This is a genomic window from Streptomyces sp. NPDC048566 (assembly GCF_043199735.1).
Lineage (GTDB): Bacteria > Actinomycetota > Actinomycetes > Streptomycetales > Streptomycetaceae > Streptomyces.
Window position 1 is genome coordinate 304,567 of the sequence record NZ_JBICWL010000002.1, and the last position, 13,702, is coordinate 318,268.

At 74.9% G+C, this 13,702-nt stretch carries 11 protein-coding genes and 1 pseudogene; 8 read left to right on the plus strand and 4 right to left on the minus strand.

Features of this window, described 5'->3' with window-relative positions; all coding sequences use genetic code 11:
- Together bioD and ACGFS9_RS05190 are read left to right on the plus strand one after the other, a co-directional pair.
- Nucleotides 1-717, plus strand: coding sequence for a dethiobiotin synthase (gene bioD, locus ACGFS9_RS05185; protein WP_393250952.1), 717 nt, complete (start codon nt 1-3; stop codon nt 715-717).
- Between the two features lie 206 nt (nt 718-923).
- Nucleotides 924-1,628, plus strand: a complete 705-nt coding sequence (locus ACGFS9_RS05190) for a class I SAM-dependent methyltransferase (protein WP_393250953.1) — start codon at nt 924-926, stop codon at nt 1,626-1,628.
- 108 nt (nt 1,629-1,736) lie between these two features.
- Here the strand turns inward: ACGFS9_RS05190 and ACGFS9_RS05195 are convergent, their stop codons facing one another.
- Nucleotides 1,737-2,075 (minus strand): fic family toxin-antitoxin system, toxin component, encoded by a 339-nt coding sequence (locus ACGFS9_RS05195; RefSeq protein WP_393251271.1) that lies wholly within the window; start codon nt 2,073-2,075, stop codon nt 1,737-1,739.
- Nucleotides 2,076-2,115: 40 nt separating this feature from the next.
- Nucleotides 2,116-2,355, minus strand: coding sequence for a toxin-antitoxin system HicB family antitoxin (locus ACGFS9_RS05200; RefSeq protein WP_393250954.1), 240 nt, complete (start codon nt 2,353-2,355; stop codon nt 2,116-2,118).
- 278 nt (nt 2,356-2,633) lie between these two features.
- Between ACGFS9_RS05200 and ACGFS9_RS05205 the strand changes: the two genes are divergently transcribed.
- The 6 genes and pseudogenes from ACGFS9_RS05205 to ACGFS9_RS05230 all read left to right on the plus strand — a co-directional run bounded on the left by ACGFS9_RS05205 (nt 2,634) and on the right by ACGFS9_RS05230 (nt 10,659).
- A complete protein-coding gene (locus tag ACGFS9_RS05205; protein ID WP_393250955.1) occupies nt 2,634-3,509 on the plus strand; it encodes an ABC transporter ATP-binding protein in 876 nt (291 codons plus the stop codon).
- A gap of 7 nt (nt 3,510-3,516) precedes the next feature.
- Nucleotides 3,517-6,084 (plus strand): ABC transporter permease, encoded by a 2,568-nt coding sequence (locus ACGFS9_RS05210; protein WP_393250956.1) that lies wholly within the window; start codon nt 3,517-3,519, stop codon nt 6,082-6,084.
- A gap of 112 nt (nt 6,085-6,196) precedes the next feature.
- Nucleotides 6,197-6,619: pseudogene (locus ACGFS9_RS05215) on the plus strand (GNAT family N-acetyltransferase); the annotation flags it as partial.
- Nucleotides 6,620-7,036: 417 nt separating this feature from the next.
- The gene (locus ACGFS9_RS05220; RefSeq protein WP_393250957.1) at nt 7,037-8,362 is read left to right on the plus strand and encodes a hemolysin family protein; all 1,326 of its coding nucleotides are present in this window, start codon (nt 7,037-7,039) and stop codon (nt 8,360-8,362) included.
- Complete coding sequence (locus tag ACGFS9_RS05225) at nt 8,359-9,372, plus strand: hemolysin family protein (RefSeq protein ID WP_393250958.1); 1,014 nt, start codon at nt 8,359-8,361, stop codon at nt 9,370-9,372. The genes ACGFS9_RS05220 and ACGFS9_RS05225 overlap by 4 nt, the downstream gene beginning before the upstream one ends.
- Before the next feature lie 468 nt (nt 9,373-9,840).
- Complete coding sequence (locus tag ACGFS9_RS05230) at nt 9,841-10,659, plus strand: SGNH/GDSL hydrolase family protein (RefSeq protein WP_393250959.1); 819 nt, start codon at nt 9,841-9,843, stop codon at nt 10,657-10,659.
- Nucleotides 10,660-11,409: 750 nt separating this feature from the next.
- Here the strand turns inward: ACGFS9_RS05230 and ACGFS9_RS05235 are convergent.
- Both ACGFS9_RS05235 and ACGFS9_RS05240 read right to left on the minus strand, forming a co-directional pair.
- Nucleotides 11,410-13,008, minus strand: a complete 1,599-nt coding sequence (locus tag ACGFS9_RS05235) for a BN159_2729 family protein (protein ID WP_393250960.1) — start codon at nt 13,006-13,008, stop codon at nt 11,410-11,412.
- Nucleotides 13,005-13,586 carry an RNA polymerase sigma factor gene (locus ACGFS9_RS05240; RefSeq protein ID WP_393250961.1) on the minus strand — a complete coding sequence of 194 codons (582 nt, stop codon included), beginning with the start codon at nt 13,584-13,586 and terminating at the stop codon, nt 13,005-13,007. The genes ACGFS9_RS05235 and ACGFS9_RS05240 overlap by 4 nt, the downstream gene beginning before the upstream one ends.
- Between the last annotated feature and the right edge of the window lie 116 nt (nt 13,587-13,702).

A 13,702-nucleotide genomic window follows, 5' to 3' on the forward strand; every position in this document is an offset into this window, starting at 1 on the left:
ATGCCGGTACTGGTGATCACGGGAACGGGCACGGAGGTCGGCAAGACGGTCGTCACGGCGGCCGTCGCCGCCACGGCGCTCGCGGCCGGCCGGTCGGTGGCGGTGCTCAAGCCCGCGCAGACCGGGGTGGGACCGCGGGAGCGGGGGGACGCCGACGAGGCCGCGCGGCTCGCCGGAGCCGTCACGACCCTCGAACTCGGCCGCTATCCCGAGCCGCTGGCCCCCGCCACCGCCGCCCGGCGGGCCGGTCTCGCGCCGGTGGCGCCGTCCGCCGTCGCCGAGGCGGCGGCCAAGCTGGCCACCGAGCACGACCTCGTGCTCGTGGAGGGGGCGGGCGGGCTGCTCGTCCGCTTCGACGACGAGGACGGGACGCTCGCGGACGCGGCACGGCTGCTCGACGCGCCGGTGCTGGTCGTCGCGGCGGCCGGGCTCGGCACGCTCAACGCCACCGAGCTGACGGTACGCGAACTGCACCGTCGCGAGCTGGAGTCGACCGGCGTCGTCATCGGCAGCTGGCCCGCCGAGCCGGATCTGGCGATGCGCTGCAACCTCGCGGACCTGCCGGCCGTGTGCGGCGCGCCGTTGCTGGGGGCGGTCCCGGCGGGCGCCGGGTCAAGGACGCCCGCCGACTTCCGCGCGGGCGCTCCGGGGTGGCTGGACCCGCGGCTCGGCGGGCGCTGGAACGCCGACGCGTTCGCCGCGGCGGGCGGCGCCTGAGCCCCGCCGTCCGGTACGGCTCGGCAGCAGGCCGGCGGAGCCGTACCGCGTCCGGCGCGACGGGGCTTTCGCGCGGTGCCGGGGGTACGCCGCACGGCGTGCGGCGTAGAGCGGTCCCGGGCGCCGGTTCGCTCGGGGCGCCGCGCGTGCGGTGGGTCCGGCGGGGGGACAATCCCGGTACGCCCCGTCCTTCCGGGAGGTCCGCCATGCCGTTCCCGTCGTCACGACCGGCCGGCTCCGGCAAGGTGGCGGCGGACGCCGTCCACCATCCGGTGTTCGCCCGCTCCTACGCCCGCCTCAGCGTCCGTGCCGAGACCCGGATGGGCATGGCCCGGATGCGTGAGCGGCTGCTCGCGGGGCTCTCCGGCCGGGTGATCGAGGTCGGCGCCGGCAACGGGCTGAACCTCGCCTGCTATCCGGCCGCCGTCTCGGAGGTGGTCGCCGTCGAACCCGAGCCGCTGCTGCGGCGGTTGGCGATGGAGGCGGCGCTGCGCTGCGCGGTGCCGGCGGACGTCGTGCCGGGTGTGGCGGAGGCCCTGCCGGTCAAGAGCGAGGCGTTCGACGCGGCCGTCCTGTCGCTCGTTCTGTGCAGCGTGCGGGACGTGCCGAGGGCGCTCGCGGAGGTGCGGCGGGTGCTGCGGCCGGGCGGCACGGTGCGCTTCTTCGAGCACGGGAGCGGCGGCGGCGCGGTGATGCGGTCCGCGCAGCGTGCCCTGGACCGCACGGTGTGGCCCCGGCTGGCCGGCGGCTGCCACCTCGCCCGCGATCCGGTCGGCGCGCTGCGCGGGGCGGGCTTCGAGCTGGGCCCCTACCGGCGTCTGCTGATGCCGGAGACCGGCCCGCGGATGCCCACGTCGTACTGCGTCCTCGGCACCGCGTTCCGGCCGATCGGCCCCGTGGGCGGCGCCTGACGGACCCGGCGGGCCGGGCCTCGTGCGCGCCCGGCCGGGCGCCCTCCGCCGTCGGGCGCGGTTCTGCGGGCGGACCGGGCCGCGCCCTGGGGCACGGTGCGCCTCGGGTCACAGGCTCCAGCGGCGCAGCTCGTGGGCGATGTCGTGGACGGTGGCTTCGCCGCTCTTGACCAGCCGGGCCAGTTCCCGGACCTGTTCGGGCGAGGTGACGACCTTCAGGCCGCTGGCGACCAGGTAGGCGTAGGCGACGGCCGAGGCGAACATCGCGTTGGACCGTTCGAGCGCCGGCACGTGCAGCAGGAGCTGGAGGAGCGCGGCGGCGCGGGCGTGCGGGCTGTCGTAGACGGGTATGCCGAAGATCTCCGCGTCGTGCCGGCTCACGGCGGCCACGAGCGCTCCCCAGTCGGTGACCTGGGGATCTCCGGGTGTCTTCTGTTCGGCGATCATGAGGAGCCAGGCGAGGTCGACGCTGAGACGGCTCAAGGGATCAGCGACGTCCTTCGCGGGCGCCCTCGCGGTCCGCGCCGAACTCCTCGGCGAACACGGACTCGTACTGCTTCATGAAGTCGGCGGCGGCGTCCACGAACGTGTGGCCGACCTCCCCGGTGTCCTGCCGGACCAGTTCCTCGATGTAGCGGTTCACGCTCATCCCCCGTTCCAGCGCCCGCTCGCGGGCGGCCCGGGCCGTGCCCTCGTCCACCCGGACGTTCAGCTGCGTCTTGGCCATCCTTCGAAGCTAGCGCGAAACAGCTAGCGCCGGCAAGAGGGTCTCCTCCGGTCGGCCGGGGGCGCCGGAGCGCCGCCCCCGGCCTTCGGGTCCCCGGGCCCGGCGGGCGGAGGGCGGGGTGGAGAGCGGCGGTGGAGAGTGCCCCTTACAACCGTCTCCGGGACGCGACCTGGGATGGAGGACGTCCGGCACCCCAGGGGGATACCGGCTGTGCCCTCGGTCACACTACGCTCGGCCGCGACGAGGGAATCGGGACGTCGAACACGGAGGTGGCGGCCTTGTCCACAGCTGCTGCGGAGCAGGCGGCCGGCCGCGCGGAGGGGGACGGGCCCGCCGCCCGCGCCCGCGGCCTGACGAAGGCGTACGGGGCGGGCGAGACGGCGGTGCTCGCCCTCGACTCGGTGGACGTGGACATCGCGCGCGGCCGGTTCACCGCGGTGATGGGGCCCTCGGGATCGGGGAAGTCCACGCTGATGCACTGCCTGGCGGGGCTCGACACCGTGTCGGCGGGACAGGTGTGGCTGGGCGACACGGAGATCACCGGACTGAAGGACCGGGAGCTGACCCGGCTGCGCCGGGACCGCGTCGGCTTCATGTTCCAGTCCTTCAACCTGATCCCCACGCTGAACGCCGCCGAGAACATCACCCTGCCCCTGGACATCGCGGGCCGGAAGCCCGACCGTCGATGGCTGGACCAGGTCATCGACACCCTGGGGCTGCGGGACCGGCTGAAGCACCGGCCTGCCCAGCTCTCCGGCGGGCAGCAGCAGCGGGTCGCCTGCGCGCGGGCGCTCGCCTCCCGACCCGAGTTGATCTTCGCCGACGAACCGACGGGCAACCTGGACTCCCGGGCCGGCCTGGAGGTCCTCGGCTTCCTGCGGGACGCCGTCGACGCACTGGGGCAGACCGTCGTGATGGTCACCCACGATCCGGGCGCCGCGGCCCGCTCCGACCGGGTGCTGTTCCTCGCGGACGGGCGGATCGTGGACGCGATGGAACGGCCCACCGCCGACGCCGTGCTGGAGCGGATGAAGCGCTTCGACCCGGTCCGGGCGGCCCCCGAAGACGGTGACGGCCGGCACTCCGCGACGGCCGCCGTCCAGCCCTCCGCCACCGCCACCGGCTCCGGCGACATGACTCCCGACAAGGACTGAGGCGGCCGTGCTCAAGGCGACCCTGCGGAGCTTTCTCGCGCACAAGGGGCGACTGCTCCTGTCGGCGCTGGCCATCGTGCTGTCCGTGGCCTTCGTCGCGGGCAGCCTCATCTTCTCGGACACGGTGACCCGCACGTTCGACCGCCTCTTCGCCTCGACGGCGGCCGACGTGAGCGTGGAACCGAAGAACGACCTGACCTCCCAGCTCCCGACCGGCGCGACGCAGACCGTGCCCGCCGCGCTGGCGGACCGGATCGCGCGGCTCGACGGCGTCGCCGCCGCCCGTGTCGACGTCTCGGTGGAGAACGCCCCGGTCGTCGACAGCGCGAACAGGTCGGTCGGCCCGACCTCCGGCGCCCCCACCATCGTCACCGCCTGGCAGGTCACCGACCGCAGCCCGCTCAAGCTGACCTCGGGGCACGCGCCCGAAGGCGACGGCGAGGCGCTGCTCGACGCGGACACCGCCGGCAGGAAGCACCTGGGCATCGGCGACACCCTGACCGTGCAGGCGCAGCCCGGCTCCTTCCGGGTGCGGATCGTCGGCATCGCCACCTTCACCACCACCAACCCCGGCGCCGCGCTGGTCTTCCTGGACACACCCACAGCGCAGACCGCGCTCCTCGGGGCGCGGGATCGCGCCACGGGGATCTCCGTGGACGCCGCCGGGAACGTCACCGACGCGACCGTCAAACGGCGGGTCGTCGCCGAACTCGGCGCCGCGCGCTACGACGTGAAGACCGCGGCCGAGCAGGCCGAGTCGTCCGCCGAGCAGCTCGGCGGCTTCCTGGACGTCATCAAGTACGTGATGCTCGGCTTCGCCGGGATCTCCGTGCTCGTCGGGGTGTTCCTGATCGTCAACACCTTCTCCATGCTGATCGCCCAACGCACCCGGGAACTCGGCCTGCTGCGGGCGGTGGGCGCCGACCGCCGCCAGGTGCGCCGATCGGTGCTGACCGAGGCGCTGCTCCTCGGCCTGGTGGGGTCGACCCTCGGCCTCGCCGCGGGGATCGGGCTCGCGGTCGGTCTGATCAGACTGATGACCGCGTTCGGCATGAACCTCAAGTCCACGGAGATGGTCGTCGGCTGGACGACACCCGTCGCGGCGTACGCCGTCGGCGTGGGCGTCACGTTCGTCGCCGCCTATCTGCCGGCCCGGCGGGCGGCGGCCGTCTCCCCGATGGCGGCTCTGTCCGACGCCGAAGTCGCCGGAGTCGGCCGCCCGTTGCGGGCACGCGCCGTCGTGGGCGGCGTGGTGGGCGCGGCCGGAGCCGCGGCACTCGCCGGCTGCGCCGCCGCGTCGACCACCTCGACCGCCGCCTCGCTGCTCGGGCTCGGCGTGGTCCTGACGCTCGTCGCGACGGTGATCGCCGGCCCGCTGCTGGTGCGACCGGTGATCCGGGTCCTGTCGGCCGCCTTCCCCGCGCTGTTCGGATCGGTCGGCCGGATGAGCCGGCGCAACGCCCTGCGCAATCCGCGCCGCACCGGCGCCACGGCCGCCGCTCTGATGGTGGGGCTCGCCCTGGTCGGCGGGATGTCCGTGGCGAGCGCCTCCATGAGCAAGTCCTTCGACCGGCAGATCGACAGGACGCTCGGCTCCGATTTCGTGCTGCAGAACGACAACTTCACCCCGTTCTCGAAGGAGTTGACGGACAAGGTGCGCGGCACCGCGGGCGTGGGGCTCGTCGTGCGGCAGCGCTTCACACCGATCGCGGTGGGACTCCCCGACGGCAGGCGGATCACGACGTCCGCCGCGGCCTACGACCGGCGCCTCGACGATGTCGCCCACATCACGTACGCGCGGGGCGACAGCGCCGCGGCTCTGGCGGACGGGCGCCTGGCCATGGACGCGGCGTTCGCGAAGGAGCACGGCGTCCGGGTCGGCAGCACCGTTCCCGTCGAGTTCCCGGCCGGCCGCCGGACGGAGCTGACGGTGGGCGCCCTCACCGACCAGGCGGGCAGCGCCGGCTTCGGCATGGAGGGCGGGCTCGTCATCGGGTTCGGCACGGTGGAGCGGTTCGTGCCCGGCGGACAGGACTCGGCGCTGTACGTGAACGCGAGCCCGGGCACCGCACCGGACGCACTGCGCTCCCGTCTGGAGCGGACCCTCGCCCCGTTCCCCCAGGTGCAGGTGCGCGACCAGGCCGACTACAAGAAGCTGGTGCACGACCAGATCGCCGTGCTGCTCTACCTCGTGTACGCGTTGCTCGGACTCGCGATCGTGATCGCGGTGCTCGGGGTCGTCAACACCCTCGCCCTGTCGGTGGTGGAGCGGACCCGAGAAATCGGGCTGCTGCGGGCGATCGGGCTCGGCCGCCGCCAGCTGCGCCGGATGATCCGGCTGGAGTCGGTGGTGATCGCCGTGTTCGGGGCGGTCCTCGGCCTGGCCCTGGGCCTGGTCTGGGGCGTGTGCGTCCAGCGGGTGCTGGCCCTCCAGGGGATGACGGAACTGGCCGTCCCCTGGACGACGATCGTCGCCGTCGTGGTCGGCTCCGCTCTGGTGGGGATCGTGGCGGCGCTGCTGCCGGCGCTGCGCGCGTCCCGGATGAACGTCCTGGCCGCCATCGCCCACGAATGACCCCGCCGCCGGATGCGCTCCCGTCGCCGGTGCCGCGGCGGGGCGGACGGCGCCCGCCGTCCGGAGGGCGGAACGCGACGCCCCCGACCGGCCCGTGTGATGGGATCGGCGCATGACGGACCTGCGCATACGGGCCGCCGTGCCCGACGACCTGGACGCCGTGCTCGCCTTCTGGAAACGGGCCGCCGAGGGCACGAGCATCAGCGACGACCGCGACGGCGTGGAACGCCTGCTGGCACGCGATCCCGAGTCGCTGCTGCTGGCGGAGCACGGAACGGAGCTGACCGGCACCGTGATCGCCGGCTTCGACGGCTGGCGGTGTCACCTGTACCGCCTGGCCGTGCACCCGGACCGCCGGCGATCCGGCGTCGGTACGGCGCTGCTCGCCGCCGCGGAGGAGCGCTTCGTACGGCTCGGGGGCCGGCGCGGCGACGCGATGGTGCTGGCCCGGAACGAGCGGGCGCAGCACGCGTGGCGGGCCGCCGGATACGTCCCGGAGGAGCACTGGCGGCGCTGGGTGAAGCCGCTCCCCGGCCGGGTGTACTGGCCCGGCCGGTCCCGGACGGCCCTGCGGCTCCCGGCGTTCGGGACGGAAACGTCCTACGGGGTGAACGCGGTGTACGGGGGGCGTTCGCCGGTGCGGCGGGCGGGCAGGGCGCCGCACCGCGGGCGGGACCCGCGCAACAGACCCGGCGGCGTGTCACCCGGACCGGTGCGGGGAACCGGGGCGGTCCCGGCCCCGCTTCCCCGGCCCCCGACCGGGCCCGGGGGCCCACCGAGGAGAACGCTTTGCCCTTCCTTTACTCTTGGAGGACACTCCGTCCTCCTACGAAAGGTGTGAGCGTCCGCCCATGGGCGAGCCTCCCAGTACCCGGTGCCGTGTTCCTCACGGTGGCCGCGGACATCGCGCGATCCCCCCGACCCTGGCCGATCATGGGACGGAGGTGACCCGATGACCGAAGTCCTCCTGTTGCTGGTGGCCGTCCTGCTCTCGCTGGCCTGCGGCGCGTTCGTGGCGGCGGAGTTCTCGCTGACCACGGTCGAGCGCAGCGAGCTGGAGCGCGCCGTCGACCGCGGCGAGCGGGGCGCCTCGGGCGCCCTCAAGGCCGTCCGCAACCTCACCTTCCAGCTCTCCGGCGCCCAGCTCGGCATCACCGTGACGAACCTCGTCGTCGGCATGCTGTCCGAGTCGTCGATCGCCAAGCTCATCGCGGGCCCTCTGGAGGCCGTCGGGGTCCCGGCCTCGGCGTCGCGTTCGGTGGCCCTGGTCATCGGTACCGCCCTCTCGACCGTCTTCCTGATGGTCGTGGGAGAGCTGGTCCCGAAGAACTGGGCGATCTCCTCGCCGCTGGCCGTGGCCAAGCGGGTGGCCACCCCGCAGCGCTGGTTCAGCGCGGCGTTCCGGCCGTTCATCGCCCATCTGAACAACACCGCCAACCACGTCGTGCGCCGGTTCGGCCTCGAACCGGCCGAGGAGCTGGCCTCCGCGCGCGGCCCCCAGGAACTGGTGGCGCTGGCCCGGCACTCCGCCAAGGAGGGCGCGCTGGAGGCGGACACGGCCGAGCTGTTCGTCCGCACGCTGAACCTCGCCGACCTGACCGCCGAGAACGTGATGACACCGCGCGTGCAGGTCATCGCGCTGGACGTGCAGGCGACCTGCGAGGACGTGGCGAACGCGACCCGGGCGACCGGGCTGTCGCGCTTCCCCGTCTACCGGGGCAGCCTGGACGAGGTCGTGGGCGTCGCCCACATCAAGGACGTCCTGACGGTGCCGGGCGACAGCCGGACGCAGACGCCGGTCTCCCGGATCATGCGGGAGGCGCTGCTCGTGCCGGAGTCGCTGACCGTGGAGCGCCTGCTGGACCGGCTGGCCGGCAGGCGCACGATGGCCGTCGTCATCGACGAGTACGGCGGCACGGCGGGCGTCGCCACACTGGAGGACATCGTCGAGGAGGTCGTCGGCGAGGTGCGGGACGAGCACGACCCGCACGAGACCCCGGACCTGGCACCGGCCGGCACCGACGAGGCGGGCCGCCCGCTCTACTCGGCCGACGGCTCGGCCCGCACCGACCAGCTCGCCCGGGTGGGCCTGCGGGTGCCCGACGGCCCGTACGAGACGCTGGCCGGTTTCGTCGCCGCCGAGCTGGGCCGCATCCCCGCCGAGGGAGACACCGTGGAGGCCGCCGGCTGGCGTCTCGACGTGGTCGACTCCTCGGGGCGGCGCGCCGCCCGCGTGCTGCTGCACGCACCGCACGACGCCGAGGAGAGCGCCCGATGACCGCCGTACAGCTGCTGATCGGACTCGCGACGCTCGTCGTGAACGCCTTCTTCGTCGGCGCCGAGTTCGCGCTCATCTCGGTGCGCCGCAGCCAGATCGAGCCGCACGCCGAGCAGGGCGACCGTCGCGCGCGCAGCGTCCTGTGGGGGCTGGAGCACGTCTCCGCGCTGCTGGCCACCGCCCAGCTCGGCATCACGCTGTGCACGCTGGTGCTCGGCATCGTGGCCGAGCCGGCGATCGCGCACCTGCTGGAGCCGGTGTTCCATGCGGTGGGCGTGCCCACCGGCGCGGGCCACGCGGTCTCCTTCGTCATCGCGCTGACCCTCGCGACGTACCTGCACATGCTGCTCGGCGAGATGGTGCCGAAGAACGTGGCGCTCGCCGAGCCGGTGCGGAGCGCGCTGCTCCTCGGACCGCCCCTGGTCGCCCTCTCCCGTGCCCTGCGCCCGGTGATCTTCGCGGTCAACGCCTTCGCGAACGGGCTGCTGAAGCTGTTGCGCGTGGAGACCAAGGACGAGGTCGTGGCGACGTTCTCGGACGACGAGCTGGCCCGTCTCGTGCAGGACTCCGGAGCCGCCGGGCTCATCGACCACCGGGCCCAGGAGCGGCTGCACGACGCGCTGGAACTGGGCCGCAGGCCGGTGCGCGACGTCGTGCTCCCGGTGGAGCGGGTCGTCTCCGCGCGGGTGGGCGTCACCCCGGAGGAACTGGAGGGGCTGTCCGCGACCTCGGGCTTCTCCCGGTTCCCTGTGGTCGACAACGGCCGCCGGATCGTCGGCTATCTGCACGTCAAGGACGCTCTGGACGCCACTCCGCGCGACCGGGCCTTCCGGGTGGAGGACATGCGGGCCATTGCCCGGGTCCGCGAGAGCACCCCGATGGACGACGTCCTGACCGCCATGCGCCGCAGCCGCACGCATCTCGCGGCGGTGATGGGCAGCGACGGCCGGCTGGCGGGTCTGGTCACCATGGAGGACGTCCTCAGGGAGCTGTTCGGACAGCGCGCCTAACGCCCCGACCGGAAGGGCTGACCGGCTCGCGACGCCCGGCACGGCGCCGCGCCACGGCGGAGCATCACCCGCGTACATCCGGTACGCGGGCGACGCTCCGCCGTGATGCGCCGCACCGGACATCGCGAGCCGTCCGGCGCACCGTTCCGGTCACGGCACCGGCGGAGCCGGCCGACGAGGGCCGCCGGGCCGCCGCCCGCGGGCGCCGTCCGCGTCCGAGCGCCGCAACCGCAACCCCGCCCTCGGGCCTGCCCGGACGCCGCCCCTCCCACCGCCCTCTGCCGGGTCAGGCGGCGGCAGCCCCGGGACCCCAACCCCGGCTCCGGCTCCGGCTCCGGCTCCGGCTCCGGCTCCGGCTCCGGCTCCGGCTCCGGCTCCGGCCAGGCTGCCGGCGGCACGAGTCGGGCCGGCGTTTCCCGGCACCCGACCGACCGCCGGGTATGTCCTCGGGTTACCATCTTTCCCGCCATGCAGACCAATGCCACCTACACCAGTCTCGTCGCGGTCGGCGACTCCTTCACCGAGGGCATGTCCGACCTGCTGCCCGACGGGTCCTACCGAGGCTGGGCGGACCTCCTCGCGGCCCGGATGGCGGCGCGGACTCCCGGCTTCCGCTACGCCAACCTCGCCGTGCGCGGCAAACTCATCGGGCAGATCGTCGCCGAGCAGGTCGACGTCGCCGCCGCCATGCGCCCCGACGTGATCACCCTCGTCGGGGGCCTCAACGACACGCTCCGCCCGAAGGTGGACATGGGACGCGTCCGCGGACTCCTGGAGGAGGCCGTCGAGCGCCTCGCGCCCGCCTGCGGGCAACTCGTCCTGATGCGCAGCCCGGGGCGCAACGGCCCGGTCCTCGAACGCTTCCGCCCCCGCATGGAGGAGCTGTTCGGCGTCGTGGACGACCTCGCGGAGCGGCACGGCGCGCTGGTGGTCGACCTGTACGGCGCGCCCTCGCTCGCCGACCCGCGCATGTGGGACGTGGACCGGCTGCACCTGAACGCCGAGGGGCACCGCAGGGTCGCCGAGGCCGTGTGGCAGACGCTCGGCTACGAGGCCGAGGACCCGGACTGGCGCACCCCGATGGGCGCGACGGCCCTGCCCGGCTGGATCGCGCGGCGCACCGCGGACGCCCGTTTCGCCCGGGAGCACCTCATGCCCTGGATCGGGCGCCGCCTGACGGGCCGCTCCTCGGGGGACGGCCGGCCGGCGAAGCACGCGGAACTACTCCCCTACGAGGGCCCGGTGGCGGGAGACCAGGACGCCGGGTCCGTGGCACGCGAGGGCTGAGCCCCTCCTCACGCCGAGGCGGTCGCCGGTCGCCGGAACGGGCGCTTCGCGGCGCCTCCCCCTCGCCCGGCGGGCGCCGCGCGGACGGCTTCCGCCGTGCCGCTCCGTCGAGCGGCACGGCGGCCATGCTCCGCATGCCGTGGACGCTAGCGTCCCGCTCGGCGGCTCCACAGGGCGCGCGGGGGGCGCTCGACAGCGCGGCGCCCGCGAACCGCTCGCGTCGCGCGCTCCTCGGACGTACGGCCGGGCCCGGCGCACGCACCGGGCCCGGCCGACGGCCCCTTCAGCTTTGCGGAGCATGGAAAGGAGCCGTCCCGCCACCCGAACGAGTGGCGAGCACCGGATCGGCCGACGGCCCGGCCGGGCTCAGCATCCAAGCACTCCCGCGGATACCTGAGAAGTACGCCCCCCGCGTGCCGCGGGGCCGGCGTGTCCCGGCAGGCCCGCGCCCCGTCGGTACGGCGGGCGGCCGCCCGCTCGCGGGCCGGCCTGGCGTCCCCGGGCGGATCAGGGCCGATGCCTCCTCGCGGTCGGCTGCTCCGCTCCCCCGCGAGCGCCCGGAACCGGCCACGCGGAGCACGCTCGCGGAGAGGTTCTGGGCCACCTGCTGTACGCCGTTCAGGGGATGTCGTGGACGCTTGGCGGTGCATCCTCTGGTGCGGAGGACGCATCAGGACCGATGAGTTCCGGCCATGCGAGGCGTAGTCCGCCCTCCGGCGTCCGGTCGCGTCCCGCCCGCCGAGGGGGCGGCTACGGCCCCGTCCGGCCGTCCGCCCGCCCGTCGCCGCCCTCGGCGTCGGCGCGGGCGTCGCCGCCGGGCAGCGGGGTGGCGGTGAGCGGACCGTGGGCCATGACGATCGCGGCCAGCGGATAGGGCGGCCCCGAGGTGCCGCGCAGGACCAGCAGCGGCATACCACGCTCGTCCTCGCACCGTCCGAGACACTGCCAGACCCGGTCGGACCGGTCGGTCTGCCCCATGCCCAGGTCGTAGATGCGGCCCCAGAGGTAGAAGGGTTCGGCGGCCGCGTCGCTCGCCTCCTGGAGGAGTCGCGGGACCCCGTGCGCGGTCAGGTGGACCGCGACACCGTCCAGGTTTCCGGCGGCCACCTGGGCCCGCCCCGCCGTCCGGGTGCGGACGTTGCGCTCCGCGCCGATCGCGTCGAGCCAGTACTCCCAGTCGGCCAGGCAGGTGGGCTTGACGGCCACGGTGACCCGCTCCCCGTCCGCGGTGATCCGCATGACCTCAAGGCGTGCGAGGTGATCGGCCTGGAGGGTCGCGGCGAGGGAGACCGCGCGGGCGGACGCGGTGTCCCACCCGGCCGTGCGGGACCGAACGGTGGCCGGGCGCACCCGTGGGATCTGGCCCACCACCCGCTCCGGCACGGGTTCGCCCGCCGGGACGGCACCGGGGCCCGGCGGGCGCACCGCGCCGCCGCCGAGGGCGGCGCCGATGCTGCGTCCGTGCGCGTTCTCGCGTGCCGAGGCGACCCCGAGCGTGCACCCCTGCCCGGGTTGCGGCGCGGACGGAAGGCCGCGGGCCGATCCGCCGTCGCGGGCCGCCCGCCGCTCCGCGGCCGTCTCCGAGGGCTCCGGGCCCGGCCGCTCCGTTACGGCACCGGGGGCGTTCCGGCCCGCGGGCTCCGGTCCTCGCCCCTCCTGGTCGGGGACCTCGTGCTCCGGACCCGCGTGCTCCGCGCCGCCCTCGGGGTCCGGGCGGGCCGCCTCTCCCCCGCCGGCGGGCTCCCGTCCGACCTCGGCGCCGTCCGCTCCCGGGGCCGGGCCTCCGGCGCCGGCGGCGCTTCCCGCTCCGGTGCCGCCCTCTTCTCCCGAGGCCCCGTCGTCCGCCGGCCCGTCGGCGCCGCGGCCCCCGGCGAGCGGCTCGTCCCCGGGGAGCGGCACGCCCGCGTGCTCGCGGCCGTCCTCCTCCGCGGGGGCGTCCCCGGGGCCGTCCGCCGACCGTCCCGCGCCGCGCTCGGCCAGGCGCAGGACGATGGCGCCCCGGGAGCCCGGCACGAGGGGCGCGAGCGCGGGGACGCGGTCGTGCCGGGGTTCGGGTTCGGTGCCGGCCGGGAGCAGTCCCCGGCGGTTCAGGGCGGTGGCGATGCGCAGCGCGACGTCGCCGGGATAGCCGCAGTCCTCCACGATCGTCCGGACGGCGTCCCGGTAGGACTCCGGGCCGTCGCGCCGGGCTTCCACCCGGGCCCGCAGGTGCTCCAGGGCGCTCGCGCCGCCGGCCTCCACGAGTCGGCCCTGCGCCTCCAGGCCGGCCACGAATTCCCGGGCGAAGGAGACCAGTTGCTCGGCCAGGTCCGCCTCGACCGCGGTGCGGCCGCCGGGCGCCGCGCTCACGCCGCCACTCCCAGGTACTCGTGCCGCAGCTTGGCCAGCGCCCGGAACTGCAGGGTCTTCACCGCGCCCTCGGTCCGCGCCATGTGCCGCGCCGTCTCCAGCACCGACAATTCCATGAGGAAGCGGCGGGTGAGGACCTCGCGCTGGGTGGGCCGCAGTTGTCCGAGGGCCCGGCGCAGCAGTTCCTCGTCGAGGCCGCTCAGCACGGCGTCCTCGGTGCTGATGGTGAGATCCTCGTCGAAGCCGAGCATGTCCTCGACGACGAACTCCCGGCGCTGGGCGCTCTTGCAGTGGTCGATGACCTTGTTGCGGGCGATCGTGATCAGCCACCCCACGAAGCCGACGCCGCGATAGGTGAAGGTGCCGCGTTTCATCCAGGCGGTGAGGAAGGTCTCGCCCGTGATGTCCTCGGCGACCTGCCGGTTGCGTACACGGCGCTGTACGTAGGCGAGCACCGCGGGATGGTGCAGCGCGTAGAGCTTCCCGAAGGCGTCCCGGTCGCCGGCGAGGGCACGGGCGATCAGGTCCGGTTCTCCGGTGCGGGACGGCGGTGTGGCGGCGTTAGCCTCGGCGATCAAGGCCTACTCCGTTCATGAGTAAACGAACTGTGGTGGGCGGTGCGTGGCGGTCCGCGACAGCGGTGGACCACGGGTGGGGGACGACGGGACGGTGCGCTGCGGCCGTCGGGCTTTCG